The organism is Paenibacillus sp. JT22N7, from assembly GCF_059383875.1.
The window spans coordinates 459,015-476,622 of the sequence record NZ_JBXENY010000004.1; the positions used below are offsets into that span (position 1 = coordinate 459,015).

A 17,608-nucleotide genomic window follows, 5' to 3' on the forward strand; every position below is an offset into this window, starting at 1 on the left:
ATAGAACACTAGGCAGAATAAGGTCCTTCAGGGCTTTATTCTGCCCAAGCTGTTATGGAGCGTGATTACAGATGAAGACAAAAAGCTTGTATCCTTATTATCTAATATGGCCGGCCCTGCTCGTTTATTGTGTATTTTTCGTATTGCCTGCCCTCATCGGCTTGTTTTACTCCTTTACGGACTGGCGGCTTGACCGCGAAACGCTTAAATTTATCGGTTGGGACAATTTCAAACAGATTTTTTCCGACAAGACGCTTATTTTAGCCCTGAAAAATACTTTTATTTTCGCGATTGTTACGGTTATCGGAAAAAACGTGCTTGGTATCGCCTTAGCCATTGGCCTCAACATGCGACTGAAATCCAAAAATCTGCTGCGCGCGATTTTTTATTCGCCGTCGATTTTGAGCGTTCTCGTTATCAGTATTGTGTTCACGCCAATGCTGCGTACAGATGGCACCATCAATAAATTTCTGGAAGCCATCGGCCTAGGTGTCTTTGGCCAATCGTGGCTGACCAATCCATCCATTGTAATCTGGACCGTTGCCCTGGTGTCGATCTGGCAGCATACCGGCTTCCAGATGGCGATTTATTTGGCCGGGCTCCAGTCTATTTCCAAAGAATATTATGAAGCAGCGACGATTGACGGAGCAGGCGTGTGGAGCACGTTCAGCAAAATTACGCTCCCGTTATTGCTGCCCGCTATCAATATCAATCTCATGCTGACGCTCATTGGCGGCTTGAAGGTATTTTCCGAAGTATTCGTCCTTACAGGCGGCGGACCGGGCAACGCTTCCCAGGTTGTCGGAACGATTATTCTCCGCGCTTTCGGAGAAGGCAACTGGGGCATGGGTACAGCGATCAATACGCTGCTGTTCGCGGCGGTTACCGTTATTTCCATTCCACTGCTGATCTTCATGCGTCGTAAGGAGGTTGCTGAATAATGAGCTACACACGCAAACTTGCGCTTCGCAACTATATTGTCGAAATTTTTCTGCTGATCGCTTCCCTGATCATTATTGTGCCGTTGCTCATGATGATTTTCGGTTCCTTCATGACCAGCTCCGAGGTGCTGCGATTTAAGCTCGCGCTTCCGGACAAGTGGATGTTCACCAACTATACGCAGGTTTTTAAAGAAGGCGGCCTCGGCCGTGCCTTCCTGAATGGGCTGCTGATTACTGGCGTATCTTCCATCGTCAACATTATTACCTCTTCAGCCGCTGCTTTCATTCTGGTGCGAAGAGAATCAAAGCTGTCGAGCTTCCTGTATATGTTTTTCTTTATGGGACTTATTGCTCCGATGTCGATTATTACGACGATTCGTGTCGTACAATGGCTGGGCTTCTATGGCAGCATTACGAGTGTTATTTTCATTTACGCCGCTTTGAACGTCGCGTTCAGCGTGTTCCTGTATAGCGGATTTATCAAATCGATACCGAGAGCTCTCGATGAAGTAGCTTTCCTGGAAGGCGCGAGCATGCTTGCTGTATTCTTCCGCATTATTACACCGCTCATCGTTCCGGTGAACGCGACTGTGGCGATTATGGTGTTTATGTCGGTATGGAATGATATTACGATTCCGCTTTATTTCCTCACCGACAGCTCCGACTGGACGATGCCGCTATCCGTTTACAATTTCTACGGCAAATACAGCCGGGACTGGAACCTGATCTTCGCCGATCTCGTTATGACTTCGCTCCCTGTGCTTGTGCTTTACCTGTTCGCACAGAAATACATCGTCAGCGGCCTTACAGCTGGCGCGGTCAAAGGTTGACCGCCACACTCCCCCCAAGCCCTCGCGCCGGATTGCCATCTCCTGCGCGGGGGCTTTTTACATGGACCGTTGTATTTAAATAGAGCCAGTCTTGAGCTGCCAATAGCCGAACAACCGTCTGGGGCGAGAAACATAAAAAGAGAAGAAACTCAGGTTTCCCCGATTTCCTTCTCTCTGCCTTATGCGACCTGGGCGCTTGCTAATTACTTACTGCGAATTCAAATATGCAATGCCAAGTCCGCCCGTTACCGGATTTTTATAAATTTCGCAATTGACGTCGAATACGTCGCCGATCATCTCTTTCGTCAGTACTTCTTCTGGCGTTCCGCTCGCGTAAATTTGCCCCTGCTTAATGATATACAAATAATCGCAATACTCTGCTGCCAGCGTCAAATCATGAAGGGCGGCTAAAATGCCGATGCCCAGCCCTTTGACGATGCTCAAAATTTGCAGCTGGTATTTAATGTCCAAATGATTCGTCGGCTCATCCAAAATCATAAACTTTGGCTGCTGTGCAAGCACCCTCGCCAGCACGACGCGCTGTTTTTCCCCGCCTGAGAGCGACATGTAGCTTCGTTCCGCATAATGGGACAAATTCACCTTGCTCAGCGCCTCTTCCACAATCTCCTCATCCCGCTGATTGTCCGTCTCCAGCATTCCCTTATGGGGTGTCCGGCCCATCATGACCATCTCCCGCACATTGAAATCAAAGCTCATTTCATTGAACTGTCCGACAACGCCAAGCTGCTGTGATACCACCTTTGGCTTGGATTTTAATACATCGGTGCTGCTTAGAAATACCTGTCCCTGCTTGGGCTTAATGACTTTATAAATGCTTTTGAGCAAGGTTGATTTGCCGCAGCCATTAGGGCCAATAAGGCCTACAAATTGCTTGTTGTCTACCTTGAGCGATATATCCTTCACAATATCCGTACTCGCAAACGATACCGAAATATGATCCACCGTCAGCTTCATCGTTATTTCCCTCCAAAGGCGTAGCCTTTTTTGACCAGCATGTACATGAACAGCGGCGCGCCAATCATCGCCGTAATTATGCCGATGGGCAGCTCCACGCTTGGAATGATCGTCCGGGCAATGACGTCGGTCCAGATGAGAAAAATGGCGCCAACCAAAATGGAGGCCGGCATCAGCCTTCTATGATCCGAGCCGACCAGTCCCCTCACCATGTGAGGAATAATAAGCCCGACGAACCCGATCATACCGCAGCTCGCCACAATGACGCCTGTAATAAGCGCAGCCAGCAGCAAATAAATTTTGCGGAACACCGCCAGATCAACGCCCAGCGTCACCGCCGTATCATCGCCAAGCAGCATGGTATTTAATATCCGCGACTGAAAAAGGAAGAACAGCGCAGCCCCAACAACGACGAGCGATATGAGCGGGAGCTTGTCCCATTTTGCCGAAGCCAGGCTGCCCATTGTCCAGAACGTGACGGTCTTAATGCCAACGGCATTGTTTGCGATATAAATAATAAAATTGGCGAAAGCCGTACATAAAGCATTGATGACCATCCCCGACAAAACCAGCTTAACCGACGTCATTTTGCCACCAATGCCTGCTAATATAAAGACGAGCAGCGATGCGCCCAAAGCGCCTGTAAATGCCCAGAAGGCAACCCCCGTCTGCCCGAGCAGACCGCCCGCGCCAAAGCCAATTAAAATTGCAAACGTCGCACCGAGCGATGCGCCCGAGGAAATGCCCAAAATATACGGGTCTGCCAGCGGATTTTGCACCGCCGCCTGCATGACCGTGCCGCACATCGTAAGCCCGGCCCCGATAAACAATGCCATTAATACACGTGGAAACCGAATTTGCCATAAAATATCAACAAACGAGCTTGTCTCCATCGCGCTCCCGTCGCCTAGCTGGATTCCTAATAACTTGTAGAGCAAAATCCGATAAGAATCCCCTAACGGAATCTTTACCTGCCCGATTGATACGGCAACGCCAATCGACACCACGATAACAGCCGCGAGTACGAGCATTAAAGTTAAAAACAGCGACTTTTTTCGAATAAGAGCTTCTTTCTCTTCCTGCCTGCTTACACTAACCTCTGCCATCCCGATTTACCCTGCCTTTTCATTCATTGTTCCGATTTTAGTTTACAACTGACTGTTTTTAAGTATAATTGATAATGATTCTCTTCGTCAATTAAAGACAATATATGAAATGAGGTTAGTAGGATATGTTTCGTTTTTTGCGTAAAATGACGTTTTTTGCACTTCCCCTTGCTCTGGCAGTAACCGCTGGCTGTTCTTCCGCTTCGACCAATTCGCCAAGCAGTTCCCCGAGCCCTTCCGCCGAAGCGACGGCTTCAGCAGCAGTAGTAGAGGCTTCTCCGAGCCCCGGCGGCAAAACCGCTTATCCGCTCACCCTTGAAAATTTCAATTTGTCGGCAGAAAGCGGCTCCTTCCAGCCGAAAACGCAAACGTTCGAGAAAGCACCGGAGCGCATCGTCGCCAATACGCAGTCCGCTGCGGAAATTTTGATCCGACTTGGTTTGACGGATAAAGTCGTTGGCGTCGCCGCCCTTTACGGCGATGTGGAGGCTGACATTGCCGAGCCATTCGCCAAAATCCCTGTCTTATCCGAGACATATGTCGGCAAGGAGCTTGTCGTCGGAGCGAAGCCGGATATCGTCCTCGGCCGTGGCGACCTGTTTGCAGATGCAGATTGGGGCGTCGGAACGGTTGACTCGCTGAACGAGCTTAATATTGCTACTTTTGTTCAAAACAACTCCCGTCCGGGTGCTGTACTCAGTGATCTTTATAAAGACATTGAGCAAATGGGCCAAATTTTCGACGTACAGGATAAGGCGCAGGAGCTTGTCCAGAGCTTGCAGCAGCGCGCCAAGGATATCGAGACTCGGTTTGCCGGCAATCAGGAGCAGAGCTTTGCTTTTATTGGAAGCAGCACGCCGGATTCCATTGCCGTCTACAGCGCAAATAATGATACCTTCCAAGCCGAGGCGCTTAGCCTGTTGAAGGTGACCAACAGCTTCGCCGACGTTTCCGGTGAAATCAGCGCGGAGCAGCTCGTTGCGAAAAACCCTGATTTCCTTGTCATCTCGGATTATAAAGGCGGACCGGACATCAATGAATCCGTGAAAAATATTTATGAAAATCCAGCTCTGCAAAGCATGTCCGCTATCCAAAACAAAAAAGTATTCATTATCGATTTCAATGATTTCTGGGGCTACGGCTACCACATCTTTGACGGTGTCGAGAAGCTGGGAGACAACTTGTCCAAAACCTCTTAAATCTTGCAGCTATCTATTGGCCGTCTTCAGCCATGCACCAACAGAAACGACAAAGCGCCTCTTCCTTTACGGGTCCAGTTCATTATCAGAGCTGGTCCGCAAGCAAGAGGCGCTTTTTTATGGCATCACACTATTTTAGTTCGTCTTTCCTTCGTTTTCCGCTTCCCACTTGGCAATTTCCTCGCGCACTCGCGGTGCAACCTCCGTGCCAAGCAGCTTGATTGCGTTCATTACGTCCTCATGCGGCATCGTGCCGAGCGGCGTATGGAGCAAAAATCTCGTAATGCCGACATGCTTGCGCAGGTTAATGATTTTACGGGCAACCGTTTCGGGATCGCCGACATAAAGCGCACCTTCAATGCTGCGGGCAGCGTCAAAGCTGGAACGGTCATAATGCCCCCAGCCCCGCTCTTTGCCGAGCACATTCATAACCGCTTGCGTCGAAGGGAAAAACTTGTCTGCTGCGAGCTGCGTCGTCTCTGCAATAAAACCGTGCGAGTGCGAAGCGATGGGCAGCTTCGAGGCATCATGCCCCGCATGGGCTGCGGCTCTCTTGTACAGCTGCACCAGCGGTGCAAAATTCATCGGACTGCCCCCGATAATGGCGAGCACAAGCGGCAGGCCGAGCAGGCCCGCGCGGACAACCGATTCTTGGTTGCCGCCGCTGCCGATCCATACCGGCAAAGGGTTCTGAACAGGGCGTGGATAAACGCCCAGATTGTTAATGGCTGGGCGATGGCCGCCTGCCCACGTTACTTTTTCAGATTCGCGAATTTTCAACAGCAGCGCCAGCTTTTCATCAAACAGCTCATTATAGTGGTCCAGATCATAGCCGAACAGCGGAAACGATTCAATGAAGGAGCCCCGCCCTGCCATAATTTCCGCACGCCCGTTTGAGATGCCATCCAGCGTAGCAAAATCCTGAAACACGCGCACAGGATCAGCCGAGGACAGCACCGTAACAGCGCTCGTCAATCGAATCTGCTTCGTTTGTGCGGCAGCAGCCGCCAAAATAACGACTGGAGAGGAGGCCGCATAATCCTCGCGATGATGCTCGCCTACTCCATAAACGTCCAGCCCGACCTGATCCGCAAGCACAATTTCTTCAACGACTTCGCGAATACGCTGGGCATGGCTCATAACCTCTCCTGTTTCTACATCGGGCGAGGTTTCGACAAACGTACTAATTCCTATTTCCACCGTACAATCCCTCCTGCTTCCACTCTATATTTTTTTAACAAACTCCGATTTCAGCTTCATAGCGCCAAAGCCGTCAATTTTGCAATCAATATCATGATCGCCGTCGACGAGCCGGATGTTTTTGACCTTGGTGCCAATTTTGACGACGAGCGAGCTGCCTTTGACCTTCAAATCTTTAATGACCGTGACGGAATCACCGTCGCTCAGCACATTGCCGTTCGAATCCTTTACAACCTTCTCATCCTCATTGGCATTATCCTGTGCATTTGCATTCCATTCATGCGCGCACTCCGGGCAAACAAGCATCAGCCCATCCTCGTATGTATATGGCGACTGGCACTGTGGACAATTTGGCAAGCTAGACATGTATTCATGCCCTCCATTCCTGTTACTATAATCGTTACGACTTTGCTTGGAAGTTTCATTATAAACGGTAAAATAGCAAGCGTAAACGGCTGAAGCCGTCCTCCGGCGGTAAAGCTGCCGTTTCGCGGTGAAATCAATGCCTGATTTTCGGCTGCAACGGCAGTCAGGAATCGATATAATAAAATCCATCAGAAAAAGTAAGGGGCGCACGCCATGATACCTGCCGAACGTTATCCCGAATGCTATAGGGCCTTAATAGAGAAAAATACCGAATATGAGGGCGTTTTTTACGTTGGAGTCAAAACGACGGGCGTGTTTTGCCGGCCAACGTGCCCCGCTCGCAAGCCTAAGTTTGAAAACTGCGAATTTTATGAAACGGCGCAGCAGGCTTTGCTTGCGTCTTTCCGCCCTTGCCAGCGCTGCCAGCCGCTTTCCCATCCGAATCAAGTGTCAGAGGTCGTTCGCCTGCTCGTCGAAGCGGTGGAGCAAAATCCGGAAAAGCGCTGGAAGGGCCATGATTTCAAAAATCTATCCGTCGATGAATCAACGGCTCGCCGCCAATTTAAGCAGCGCTTCGGCATGACCTTCGTCGAATATGCCCGTGCCCGCCGTATGGGCATCGCCTTGAAAAACATTAGAGCTGGCCAATCGGTTATGGATACGCAGCTCACGACCGGCTATGAATCCAGCAGCGGGTTTCGCGATGCCTTCTCCCGTATTATGGGGGCGGCTCCTACTCTATTGGAAGATGACAAAGTGCTGAAGGCGTCATGGATTGATACTCGGCTTGGGCCGATGATGGCGATTGGCAATGAGCAGTACTTGTATTTGTTGGAGTTTGTAGATCGGAGGGGTCTTGAGCGCGAGGTCGAGCGGCTGCGCAAAAGGACCAAATCCGCGATCATTCCCGGCACAACAGCATCCATTCAGTCCATTGAACGGGAGCTGGCGCTTTATTTTGACGGGAAATTGACGGAATTTAAGACGCCGCTATTTTTATTAGGCTCGCCGTTTCAGCAAAGCGTGTGGGCACAGCTGGTGAAAATACCGCCGGGCGAAACTCGTTCTTATTCCGACATTGCGGCAGCACTTGGAAAGCCTACAGCCTTTCGCGCAGTCGCCCAGGCCAATGGAGCCAATCAGCTGGCTATCATCATCCCCTGCCATCGCGTTATTAATTCAAACGGCGAATTGGGCGGCTATGGAGGCGGATTATCCCGAAAAAATTGGCTGCTCCGGCATGAGAGACAAGCATCATGCTGAAGCAGCCGCTTCAAACGAGCTATTCGGCTAAAGCTTTTTCGGCAGCAGCCAGAGCATTCACTACTTTATCGCACCAAAGATCGAATTCCTCGTCTTCCTTCTGATGCTCAGCATTGGCCAAAATGTGGGCAACCGTCTGCTTGATGCCTTGATCAAGCCGCGTCGTAGCTACAAACTCTGGAACAAGCTTTTTCAGCTTCGCATTGTCAAAGACGACGGAGTTCGCCTTGTCGCCCAGCAAGCCGCCCCGGAAATCATATTTGCTGCCCGCAGCGAGAAAATCAGAGGATACATGCACCGCATTCAGCTTTACGCCTAGCGCATCCGCAATGATTTCATAAATCTGATTCCAGGTCACCGACTCATCCGACGTGATATGCACGGATTCGCCAATCGCGTGAATGTTGCCCATTAGACCGATAAAGCCTTTGGCAAAATCGCTGTTATGCGTCATCGTCCAGAGGGATGTGCCGTCGCCATGGATGATGACCGGTTTATTTTCAAGCATACGCCTAGCGACCTGCCAGCTTCCGTTATTGCCGTGCACACCCAGCGGAATCGAGCGCTCGTCATACGTATGGCTTGGCCTTACAATCGTGATGGGGAAGCCTTGCTCGCGATACTGCTTAGTCAAATACTCTTCACAAGCAATTTTGTTGCGGGAATATTCCCAATATGGATTGGATAATGGCGTTCCTTCGGTAATGCGATAATCCGACAGCGGCGTCTGGTAGGCTGAGGCCGAGCTGATGAACATAAACTGCTTGGTTTTTCCCTTGAATAAGCGGTAATCGCGCTCGAGCTGCTCTGGCTTGAAGGCGATAAAATCCGCTACTACATCAAATGACAGATCGGCGATAAGCGCCGCCACCTGCTCCTCATTATTAATATCGGCTTTAATGCTATGTACACCTGCTGGCAAATCAGCATTTCTAGTTCCCCGGTTCAAAAGATAAAGCTCGCATCCACTCTCTACTAACTGCTTCGTAATGGCAGAACTAATCGTTCCCGTTCCTCCAATAAATAGCGCTTTCATAAAACACCTCCGTTAGTATGGTATTGCTGTAAAAGCTGCTTCTTTTCTTCTTAATGATAGCATGGGGCTCGTGCGAATACTACGACTAAGCGTTCATTATTCGCCTCCTCGTGGAACAGAGGGCGAATAAAATACGTCAGCATGGATATGCCGGAATTTTTCCCAGTTGCCGGGATTGGTCGTGTCTGGAGTACGATGCTCCATAATGGCCTGATATAGGGCGGTTTTCTCTTCCAAATGGGCGACGCGCTGTTTGGCTTCTTCGAGCTGAACGAGCGCCGCTTCTCTATGCTCCATCATGATTTCGCAGCGTTGCGGAATGGTCGAATCCCCTTCGATACAGAGATCGACGTACATTTTGATGATTTCAATCGGCATCCCTGATTGCTTGAGGCATTTGACGCCATACAGCCAGTTGATGGATTCTGCGTCGAACAGCCGGATATTATTCTCATTGCGCTGTAGGCTTGGCACCAACCCTTTATCGGTGTAAAAGCGTACAGCGTGCTCGGTAAGTCCCGTTAACAGGGCGGCTTCTTTGACCGTATGCATGAGTAATCCTCCTTGGAAAAAAATGATAAGACCACTTGACTTCGTGTAACACGAAGGCGATAAGCTTATTATAATGCAAATCGGCCGTTCACGAAATCAGCCGCTGCGGTGCACGATTCCCGGGATTCACGGCCGTTTGCCCTATTACATTTGAACAATAGGAGGAATTACAATGCAAACTGTAACCTTGAACAACGGTGTGAAAATGCCAATCATCGGCTTCGGTGTCTACCAAATTCCCGATGCTGAAGAATGCGAGAACGCGGTATATGAAGCGCTGCTAGCCGGTTACCGCCTGATCGACACCGCCGCCGGTTATCTGAATGAGGAAGCGGTCGGACGCGCGATCAAGCGCAGCGGCGTTCCGCGTGAAGAGCTGTTCATCACGACCAAGCTCTGGATTCAAGATGCCGGCTACGAGAGTGCCAAGCTGGCGTTTTCCAAATCCTTGAATAAGCTTCAGCTCGACTATCTTGATCTGTACCTTATTCACCAGCCGTTCGGCGATTACTACGGCGCTTGGCGCGCGATGGAAGACCTGTACCGCGAAGGCAAAATCAAGGCGATTGGTGTCAGCAACTTCCTGCCCGACCGTCTAATGGACCTCATCGTGCATAACGAAATCGTGCCTGCTGTCAACCAGGTTGAAACGCATCCGTTCTACCAGCAGCTCGAGAGCGCCGCTTTTATGAAAGAGCAGGGAGTACAGCACCAGTCGTGGGCGCCGTTCGCTGAAGGACTGGGCAACATGTTCGGCAACGAAGTGCTGACCTCGATTGCAGCGCAACACAACAAGTCCGTCGCCCAGGTTGTGTTGCGCTGGCTTGTTCAGCGTGAAATCGTAGCTATTCCAAAATCGGTGCGCAAAGAGCGGATCGTCGAAAACTTCGACATTTTCGATTTTGAGTTGAGCGCTGACGATATCGAGCAAATTTCCGCCCTCGATACGCGGGAAAGTCTTTTTTTATCGTACCACGATCCGAAATTCGCCAAGATGCTGGGCACCTTGAGAGTCGATCTGTAGCCTGTAACCTTGCTCGAACCGTAAACTCATCACGCGTTTATCCTCATATCTATTAAGAAAGGACAGGGCAGCGCACCTGTCCTTTCTTTGTGTCAATTTATACTTACAATAATCATACCAGCCTTACCTTTAAGAGACCGTAACGAAGAAAAAAACTTAGAAAAAGGCACCGACATTTCTGTCGATGCCTTTTTCTAAGGAATCTTAACCAGCATTTTCCCCATATTTTTGCCTTCAAACAGCTGCAGGAACGCTTGAGGCACTTTGTCGAAGCCTTCGACAATCGTCTCCTCGTATTTCAGCTTGCCTTCTCCGAGCCACTGTCCTAGCGCCTGAATGCCTTCAGCCGTACGGTCGGCATAGTCGCCCAGCACAAAGCCTTTAATAAGCGAACGCGTCTTGATCAGCTGCGTCTGTATCCGGGGGCCGATGTCGCCCGATTTGCTATTGTATGAGGAAATAGCTCCACATAGCGGAATGCGCGCATGCGTGTTCAGCAGCAGCATCACCTGATCGGAAATGTCGCCGCCGACATTGTCGAAATAAACGTCGACTCCATTCGGACATGCCGCTTCCAGCGCTTTGCCCAGATCGCCGACCGTCTTGTAGTTAATCGTCTCATCGAAGCCGAGCTCCTGCTTCAAATAGCTGGTCTTCTCATCCGTTCCTGCGATACCAACGACACGAGCGCCCTTGAGCTTCGCAATTTGCCCGACAATCATGCCGACCGCGCCTGCTGCGCCAGATACGACGACGGTTTCTCCTGCCTTAGGCTGTCCAATATCCAGCAAGCCGAAATAAGCAGTCAGCCCTGTAAGGCCCAAAACGCTCAAATAAGCGGGCAATGGCGCCATTTGATCATCTACCTTGCGAACGCTGGCAGCATCCACGACATTGTACAGCTTCCAGCCCAGCATGCCGAGCACCTTGTCTCCAACTGCAAACTGCTCGGATTTCGATTCGACAATCTCGCCAACAACACCGCCGACAATCGGCTCGTCTAAAGCAAATGGAGGAATATATGACTTGCTGTCATTCATCCGTCCCCGCATATATGGATCAACCGATAAATACAGGCTGCGGACGACAACCTGCCCTTCCGCCGGTTGCTGCACCGCAGCATCCTTCATCGCGAAATGCTGCTCTGTCGGCATGCCCTCAGGCCGTGCTGCCAACACGATCATCCGATTATTTAAAGTTTCGTTCATGATTCCAAAACCTTCTTCCTTGTTTTAAACTAATATATCCATTTTACCGGGCGGCATTCTGGGGCCCGAGCCACAATAAAGATTTTTCAAAGTACAGCTATCGTTGTATTCAAGCAAAAACGAATTCGTCGTCCTCTGGCGGCGCAGCGCGTTTCAGTCCGAGAAATATAGAGAAAGGTTGGCGAAATCATGTCTTTCCTATATTTTAAGAAAATAACATACTGGGGATAAAGTTTCAATGTTCGATTTTCATCGAACCGTTTTCGCTGTTTGCTTGCAACTGTGATTCAATCGGTGAAAATGCCAAAACAACCGGAGCCTTTTATGGCCCCAGTTGCTTCCCTTGATTTTGTACTTTGATCTTTTTGTACCATGATCTTTTGTACCATGGTGTTGTGTCGCTCTTTTGTACCGCAGCCCTATGGGCTGACTATCGCACTTGTCGTTCTAACTCCCGCAACACGCCCCGCACAGCTCGCAGGCGACTTGGCCTTAAAGGTGACAATGACACTATCCTTCCCTCGTGTGAACGGCTCTGCTATCTCATAGGTCACATAAAAAATATGGCCGATTTTATTGCAATGAATCGTCTGCTCTCCGACGATCTCGTCATCGACCAGCACCTCAAACTCGCGGTTATATGCCGTACCTTCATGCTCAAAGCGAAAATGATCGCCGCCCCAATAAGCTACGCAAAGATTATTTTTGTTCGATCCATCAACCGCAAGCCGGTAGCTGAAGTAAGCATCGCTGACGCCAAACGCTTCTCTCCACATATGCAGCTTGTTCTGATTGTCCGTGAACGACCCGTTATAGGGGCTCGTTAAGCAGTTGCCTTGAAGCTGATGCCCGATTTCATCCTGCTGCCCGTCCGGCTGTACGCTATCGATGGTCACCTTATTTAGCTTCTTCTCAAAAGCATCGCCTTCGTCATTCAAATTCCAATACAGCGTATAAAACTCATGATGCAGCGCGTAGAAAGGCACGAGTGCTGCCCCCTTCCCATCGGAGGTCACTTCCTTCGCTATTTCAAATGTCAGCGTTTCGGCGTCCTTCAGCCTGATGAAGTCAGACAGGTTCTCACTTTCCGTCCAAAGCACAGGCACATCCGCCGTCTTCATGCTTAATGCGGTCTCATCGACGATCGTATCCTCCGGAAGGCCATCAGCCCCAAACCTTCCCGCAAGCACGATTGGGCCATAAAGAAAGGCGATTTTGCTTGCGCTATCTTTGGCGGTGTACTTCCTCAGTGCCAGCGGCAGCGTGACAATAATATGATCCCCCTTGCTCCATGTCCCGCTGATGGTCAAGTATCCGGCTTGTTTTTCAACATATTTGCGCTCGCCGTTGACGACCGCCACTAGCTCACAAGGCAGCCAGGATGGGACGCGCAGCTTAAGATTAGCCTCTGCCGTTCCCTCGGCAATAACAAGCTTCACGGTGTCTGAATACGGAAAGCTTGTTTCCTGCCTGATGACCAGCCCCTTGGCTTTCCATTCCAGCTCGGAGGCCATATATAAATTCACATACAGATCATCCTGCTTTTCAAAATAAATCGCCTCGGCATATTTGCCCGGGTTTTCCATGCCCGTTCCGGTACAGCACCACCAAGCGGAATCGCGGGTGCCGTAAATTTTGAAATGGCCCGGCAGCGTCGAGGCAAAATAAGTTTTATTGCCCGTATGCGGGTCCTGTGTACCGAGGATGTGATTGTATAAGGCGTTTTCATAATAATCCATATACGCGCTGTTTTGCTCCCAGCTAAACAAATATTGGGTCAGCACAAGCATGTTATGTGTAAAACACGACTCTGCCGATTTAATGCCCAAGCTTTCCATATCCATCGCTTCAAAATGCTCCGAGAGGCTGCTTCCGCCAAAAACATAAGAGCGTCTGCCGACCACCGTATGCCAGAAAAACTCGGCAGCTGTGCGATAGGTTGTAAAATCCTTGTTCTGCTCATACATTTCGGCCACACCAATGACCTTTGGTATTTGCGTATTGGCATGCTTGCCCTGCAGCTCATCCCGCTCCTGCTCCAGCGGCGAAATGATGGCTTTATGCGTAAATTGAACCGCTGCTTCCATATAGACAGCTTGTCCCGTGAGGCCATACAGCTGCGCAAACACTTCATTCATGCCGCCATGCTCGCATTCCAGCATATGCTGCGTCTGCTCCTCCGACATTTGCGAGAGTCCATTTACTGCCCAATCGGCAAAGGCTTTGACAACGTGCAGTGCCTCCTCATTTCCAGTCAGCGTGAACGCATCAATTAAGCCTTGATAAATTTTATGCACGCTGTACCACGGAACCCAATACCCGTTCATGCTAAAACCGCCAATGTCCGTGCCTTTAAACGCTTCGATAAAAGGAGTTTCGACCAAGCCTCCAACGTATCCGCTGCCGGTCGCCGCTTGAATGCCTGCAAGCTCCGATACGGCATAATCCAGCTTCGCTTTTAGCGCCTCATGGCCCGTTGCCTGATAGGTGACGGCAAGTGCCGACATATAATGCCCGAGCGAATGACCGCTGATCGTTCTGGCTTCCCAGCCTTCGTACCGCGGCTGCTTGGGAGCCAAGCCATGCGCCTCATAACACGGGGCGAGAAAACGGTCGATATCAAGCGCGTGCAGATAACGCTCGCCAACTTCCTGTGACGTTTTAAAGAGGCCGTCCAGCAGCAATACGTCGCTTTGGCTGACGAAGCCTTGATTTATTTTTTCCATATTTATGAGTCCTCCCTAGACCTAAAATCAGCTATTTGCTATTCAGTGGCTACCATTCATGATAGTATCTTATCAAATCAAATTTGAAATAATCAGACTCATAATCAAAGAAAAGGTGGATAAATCAGTCTACATGAATGAAAAGCTGAGCCATTACTTATGCGGTAAATTCATATCCGAAGGCAACTGGTCGCACATGAAACGAAATGCGCTGCATTATGAAATCATTATGATGCTGGAAGGACAGATGTATATCGCTGAGGAAGAGCGGGAATATGTCGTCCGCCCAGGTGATATGCTGCTGCTGCAGCCCGGCATGACTCATTTTGGTTATCGGAATAGCGAGTCGCCCGTCAGCTTTTATTGGGTACATTACGGTACGAAGGCGGAGCCATATCGGAGCTATCCGACCCATGTGCCGATTGATGGTCCGTCGACGATTAATCAGCTGTTTAAGCAGCTGCTGCATGTTTCTTCTTTTTCGGCGGAGGAGGCAAATGCCGCTCTATTGTTATTATTGAATGAGCTTACGCGGACGATTGACCAGCAAAATCATGCCCCGCACGCCATCGTCGACAACATTTGCAGGTGGATTGATGCCCATTTGCATCTGGACATTAATGTCCGTAAAATTGCAGAAGTGTTCAACTTTAATAAGGATTACATTTCGAAGGTTGTGAAGCGGGAGAAAGGGATGGGCATTAAAGCTTATATTTTGACGCAGCGGATCAGCCGGGCGAAGCTGAAGCTTCTGAACACGAATTTGAGCGTAAAGGAAGTTGCTGGCGAATGCGGTTTTTCCGATTATAAGCTGTTTCTGCGAACATTCAAGCATTATGAGGGCATGACGCCGAGTGATTATCGCAATATTTTATACTCGACACCGCTCAATATTTAAAGGTTGCATACGGACAAATGAGCTGGAAGAAGTTTGGGAGATGATCGTATTGAATAAAAAGAAGAAAACGATGGCGATTGAGGCACCGATCCTGCCGATTGAGCTTCCTGTGCTGGAGCAGACCGAGCTGCAATCTCATGCTTTTTTTGAAATGGGCATTATCCAGGATTGCGTATGGGATGGACAGCAGGCTCGCAAGGTGATTTTCGACAAAATTATTTTCAGAAATGTCACGTTTACCGAGACTGCGCTGAACGAGGTCGAATTGACGGATGTGATTTTCGACAAATGTGATTTATCGAATGCCGATTTTAGCGATGCCATTATCCACCGGACTGTGTTCAAAAACTGCAAAATGATTGGCATGAATTTGACCGGAGCCACGCTGCGAAACATGGTTTGGAAGGACAATTTGGCCGATTACGCCAATTTTAGAATGTCTGATATGAAGCAGGTATCCTTCCAGGACAACTCGATGGGCAAAGTTGATTTCAGCTTTGCAAAGCTGCAAAAACTCGAGCTTTTCCAATGCCAAATTGACCAAGCCCAATTTTCAAATACGAAGCTCGCTGGCCTTGATTTAAGCACCTGCGAATTTAATGGGATTGCCGTAGCCCCCGAGGATTTGAAGGATTGCGTCATTTCGCGAGAGCAGGCGTATGTGTTTGTGGCGCTGTTTGGGTTGATTTTGAAGGAGTAGCAGCTTCGCTAGGCTATTTGAAGCGTTATTTTGAACATGGTTTTAACTATGATTGCCATTATAAAATCAAAAAGGGCATCCCCGAAGGGTGCCCTTTTTTTCATTCAGACCATCATTAAATACAATAAGAGCGCCAGTCCCATAACGGCAGCAAACCTATAATTCGGCCTTGCCAGCTCGAAAACCGACTTGTTGAATAATCCCGCCAGCAAATTGTTCACCGCCGAAGCGGGAGAAATCGGGTTGGACAGCCCCCAGCTTCCGAGCAGCAAAACGGCGAAATAAATCGGGCTGATCTGCACGACGTCCGGATCAATGCTGGTCGCGAGAATCGTCACCCATACAATTGGATGAAGGCCAATTAATGAGGTAGCAGCAATCATAACGATTGTGAAAATAGAAAACGATAATGCAATAGGCAGAGGTATGTGCCCGAGCAGGGAGGGAATGACGTGCCCAAAACCTGTAGCGCTAATCGATCCGCTGAAAAAGCCTGCGGCTAAAAACAGCGTAATCTCCTTTTGCAAAGCGGGCAGCGTAACGGTCAAATGATTCGTCAGTCCCTGCCGGAATGTCGGGAGTGCTCCCTTCGCAAGGCACCACAGCAGCGGAAAAACAACCGCCCCCATGCAAGTAATCAGCACCATCGGAAGCTCAATCAGCTGCTCCAGCAGCAAAATGGCCGCCGTCGCACACAGCAAATAAATAGCGAGTCCCATCGGAAAGGAGGCCCGTCTTCCGTGTTCCTTCTCCATGCCTTGGCCTCGCTGATTCTCGATCGCTTTCGTGGATCGCGTGACTGTCGTGACTTCCGTGACTTCCATGGCTTCCTGGCCCAGCTCATCTGTCTGCGCTGCTGCAAGCTCACTTGCCTCATCCTTTGCACGCAGCTGCTTAAAGTCCACAGCCAAGCTTACCAACAGGCTGATCAGCGACAGCCCGATCAAATAGGGCAGCAGCGCTGACCAATTCAGCTTAAGCGCCGAGGTGACAAGCGCCATTGCTGCAAAATAAGGCGACCAGCAAATCGCGCCTCCAAAGCCGCGATTCAAGGCGTTCGCCAGCAGCCCGGATAAGCGCCCGGAGCGGGGCTTAACGAATACCAAATGATAAACGACGGGAATAGACCCGACGTTTATAAACCCGCCCATTATATGCGTCATAAGCTGCGTACCGATGAACAGGGCTGTCGTGCTGCGCATACGCGTTTCATAGAACCGCTTCAGAGCAGCAACATAATCCGGCAGCCGTACCGGAATGCCGAACAAGGGAGCAAATACGAATAAGGTAACCAACGTCGCATTCATACTCGCGGCTTTAAACCAATATGCGGCATCCGCTTGCTGTGCCAGCATCAGGACGACCCCGCCAGCTATAAAAAAAAGACTCAGCCACAGCGCGATTCCTTTGAGCTTAGGCAGCAGCAGGAGCACCGCCATAAAGGAAAGTCCGCCCAGCACATAAACAAGCGGCCCCCACTGCGTAAACTGCTGTAAAATAAAAACGGCAGCGAGAGCGAAAATAACTGCTCTATCGATCACTGCCTTTGTCCCAACTGTCATGACCTTCGCCTTCTCTTCTGCT

16 protein-coding genes are annotated in these 17,608 nt (G+C 49.8%); 7 read left to right on the plus strand and 9 right to left on the minus strand.

Features of this window, described 5'->3' with window-relative positions; translation table 11 throughout:
• Positions 1 to 71 precede the first annotated feature (71 nt).
• Positions 72 to 941: a carbohydrate ABC transporter permease gene (locus AC50Y5_RS13585; protein ID WP_056036369.1), complete on the plus strand. Its 870-nt coding sequence runs from the start codon at positions 72 to 74 to the stop codon at positions 939 to 941.
• On the plus strand, positions 941 to 1,771 hold the full coding sequence (locus AC50Y5_RS13590) for a carbohydrate ABC transporter permease (RefSeq protein WP_494861303.1): 831 nt from the start codon (positions 941 to 943) through the stop codon (positions 1,769 to 1,771). The genes AC50Y5_RS13585 and AC50Y5_RS13590 overlap by 1 nt, the downstream gene beginning before the upstream one ends.
• Before the next feature lie 207 nt (positions 1,772 to 1,978).
• On the opposite strand, the gene AC50Y5_RS13595 is transcribed toward AC50Y5_RS13590, so the two are convergent.
• Positions 1,979 to 2,746 carry an ABC transporter ATP-binding protein gene (locus AC50Y5_RS13595; protein ID WP_494861305.1) on the minus strand — a complete coding sequence of 256 codons (768 nt, stop codon included), beginning with the start codon at positions 2,744 to 2,746 and terminating at the stop codon, positions 1,979 to 1,981.
• 2 nt (positions 2,747 to 2,748) lie between these two features.
• Positions 2,749 to 3,852, minus strand: coding sequence for a FecCD family ABC transporter permease (locus AC50Y5_RS13600; RefSeq protein ID WP_056036364.1), 1,104 nt, complete (start codon positions 3,850 to 3,852; stop codon positions 2,749 to 2,751).
• 125 nt (positions 3,853 to 3,977) lie between these two features.
• On the opposite strand from AC50Y5_RS13600, the gene AC50Y5_RS13605 reads away from it, so the two are divergent.
• Positions 3,978 to 5,051, plus strand: coding sequence for an ABC transporter substrate-binding protein (locus AC50Y5_RS13605; protein WP_494861306.1), 1,074 nt, complete (start codon positions 3,978 to 3,980; stop codon positions 5,049 to 5,051).
• Positions 5,052 to 5,186: 135 nt separating this feature from the next.
• Here AC50Y5_RS13605 and AC50Y5_RS13610 read toward each other — a convergent pair whose 3' ends face one another.
• Both AC50Y5_RS13610 and AC50Y5_RS13615 read right to left on the minus strand, forming a co-directional pair.
• Positions 5,187 to 6,251 (minus strand): LLM class flavin-dependent oxidoreductase, encoded by a 1,065-nt coding sequence (locus AC50Y5_RS13610; RefSeq protein WP_056036360.1) that lies wholly within the window; start codon positions 6,249 to 6,251, stop codon positions 5,187 to 5,189.
• Between the two features lie 24 nt (positions 6,252 to 6,275).
• On the minus strand, positions 6,276 to 6,617 hold the full coding sequence (locus tag AC50Y5_RS13615) for a zinc ribbon domain-containing protein YjdM (RefSeq protein WP_056037031.1): 342 nt from the start codon (positions 6,615 to 6,617) through the stop codon (positions 6,276 to 6,278).
• 213 nt (positions 6,618 to 6,830) lie between these two features.
• On the opposite strand from AC50Y5_RS13615, the gene AC50Y5_RS13620 reads away from it, so the two are divergent.
• Complete coding sequence (locus AC50Y5_RS13620) at positions 6,831 to 7,880, plus strand: bifunctional transcriptional activator/DNA repair enzyme AdaA (RefSeq protein WP_494861309.1); 1,050 nt, start codon at positions 6,831 to 6,833, stop codon at positions 7,878 to 7,880.
• Positions 7,881 to 7,899: 19 nt separating this feature from the next.
• Here the strand turns inward: AC50Y5_RS13620 and AC50Y5_RS13625 are convergent, their stop codons facing one another.
• Positions 7,900 to 8,916, minus strand: a complete 1,017-nt coding sequence (locus AC50Y5_RS13625; RefSeq protein ID WP_494861311.1) for an SDR family oxidoreductase — start codon at positions 8,914 to 8,916, stop codon at positions 7,900 to 7,902.
• A 96-nt stretch (positions 8,917 to 9,012) separates the two neighbouring features.
• Positions 9,013 to 9,468, minus strand: a complete 456-nt coding sequence (locus AC50Y5_RS13630) for a MerR family transcriptional regulator (RefSeq protein WP_056036355.1) — start codon at positions 9,466 to 9,468, stop codon at positions 9,013 to 9,015.
• Between the two features lie 172 nt (positions 9,469 to 9,640).
• On the opposite strand from AC50Y5_RS13630, the gene AC50Y5_RS13635 reads away from it, so the two are divergent.
• Positions 9,641 to 10,492 carry an aldo/keto reductase gene (locus AC50Y5_RS13635; protein WP_056036353.1) on the plus strand — a complete coding sequence of 284 codons (852 nt, stop codon included), beginning with the start codon at positions 9,641 to 9,643 and terminating at the stop codon, positions 10,490 to 10,492.
• Between the two features lie 194 nt (positions 10,493 to 10,686).
• Here the strand turns inward: AC50Y5_RS13635 and AC50Y5_RS13640 are convergent, their stop codons facing one another.
• Both AC50Y5_RS13640 and AC50Y5_RS13645 read right to left on the minus strand, forming a co-directional pair.
• Positions 10,687 to 11,700: an NADP-dependent oxidoreductase gene (locus AC50Y5_RS13640; protein ID WP_494861314.1), complete on the minus strand. Its 1,014-nt coding sequence runs from the start codon at positions 11,698 to 11,700 to the stop codon at positions 10,687 to 10,689.
• A gap of 419 nt (positions 11,701 to 12,119) precedes the next feature.
• Positions 12,120 to 14,426 carry a beta-L-arabinofuranosidase domain-containing protein gene (locus AC50Y5_RS13645; RefSeq protein WP_494861318.1) on the minus strand — a complete coding sequence of 769 codons (2,307 nt, stop codon included), beginning with the start codon at positions 14,424 to 14,426 and terminating at the stop codon, positions 12,120 to 12,122.
• Between the two features lie 133 nt (positions 14,427 to 14,559).
• Between AC50Y5_RS13645 and AC50Y5_RS13650 the strand changes: the two genes are divergently transcribed.
• Both AC50Y5_RS13650 and AC50Y5_RS13655 read left to right on the plus strand, forming a co-directional pair.
• A complete protein-coding gene (locus AC50Y5_RS13650) occupies positions 14,560 to 15,324 on the plus strand; it encodes a helix-turn-helix transcriptional regulator (RefSeq protein ID WP_494861322.1) in 765 nt (254 codons plus the stop codon).
• A 49-nt stretch (positions 15,325 to 15,373) separates the two neighbouring features.
• Positions 15,374 to 16,024: a pentapeptide repeat-containing protein gene (locus AC50Y5_RS13655; protein WP_494861324.1), complete on the plus strand. Its 651-nt coding sequence runs from the start codon at positions 15,374 to 15,376 to the stop codon at positions 16,022 to 16,024.
• Between the two features lie 104 nt (positions 16,025 to 16,128).
• Here AC50Y5_RS13655 and AC50Y5_RS13660 read toward each other — a convergent pair whose 3' ends face one another.
• Complete coding sequence (locus AC50Y5_RS13660) at positions 16,129 to 17,586, minus strand: hypothetical protein (RefSeq protein WP_056036345.1); 1,458 nt, start codon at positions 17,584 to 17,586, stop codon at positions 16,129 to 16,131.
• Positions 17,587 to 17,608: the final 22 nt, after the last annotated feature.

Excerpts from the sequence above, each read along its gene's own strand:
- AC50Y5_RS13640 (WP_494861314.1), bottom strand. The coding sequence starts at position 11,700 with ATGAACGAAACTTTAAATAATCGGATGATCGTGTTGGCAGCACGGCCT.
- AC50Y5_RS13600 (WP_056036364.1), bottom strand. The coding sequence starts at position 3,852 with ATGGCAGAGGTTAGTGTAAGCAGGCAGGAAGAGAAAGAAGCTCTTATT.
- AC50Y5_RS13660 (WP_056036345.1), bottom strand. The coding sequence starts at position 17,586 with ATGACAGTTGGGACAAAGGCAGTGATCGATAGAGCAGTTATTTTCGCT.
- AC50Y5_RS13595 (WP_494861305.1), bottom strand. The coding sequence starts at position 2,746 with ATGAAGCTGACGGTGGATCATATTTCGGTATCGTTTGCGAGTACGGAT.
- AC50Y5_RS13650 (WP_494861322.1), top strand. The coding sequence starts at position 14,560 with ATGAATGAAAAGCTGAGCCATTACTTATGCGGTAAATTCATATCCGAA.
- AC50Y5_RS13585 (WP_056036369.1), top strand. The coding sequence starts at position 72 with ATGAAGACAAAAAGCTTGTATCCTTATTATCTAATATGGCCGGCCCTG.
- AC50Y5_RS13620 (WP_494861309.1), top strand. The coding sequence starts at position 6,831 with ATGATACCTGCCGAACGTTATCCCGAATGCTATAGGGCCTTAATAGAG.
- AC50Y5_RS13625 (WP_494861311.1), bottom strand. The coding sequence starts at position 8,916 with ATGAAAGCGCTATTTATTGGAGGAACGGGAACGATTAGTTCTGCCATT.
- AC50Y5_RS13615 (WP_056037031.1), bottom strand. The coding sequence starts at position 6,617 with ATGTCTAGCTTGCCAAATTGTCCACAGTGCCAGTCGCCATATACATAC.
- AC50Y5_RS13590 (WP_494861303.1), top strand. The coding sequence starts at position 941 with ATGAGCTACACACGCAAACTTGCGCTTCGCAACTATATTGTCGAAATT.
- AC50Y5_RS13630 (WP_056036355.1), bottom strand. The coding sequence starts at position 9,468 with ATGCATACGGTCAAAGAAGCCGCCCTGTTAACGGGACTTACCGAGCAC.
- AC50Y5_RS13645 (WP_494861318.1), bottom strand. The coding sequence starts at position 14,426 with ATGGAAAAAATAAATCAAGGCTTCGTCAGCCAAAGCGACGTATTGCTG.
- AC50Y5_RS13605 (WP_494861306.1), top strand. The coding sequence starts at position 3,978 with ATGTTTCGTTTTTTGCGTAAAATGACGTTTTTTGCACTTCCCCTTGCT.
- AC50Y5_RS13635 (WP_056036353.1), top strand. The coding sequence starts at position 9,641 with ATGCAAACTGTAACCTTGAACAACGGTGTGAAAATGCCAATCATCGGC.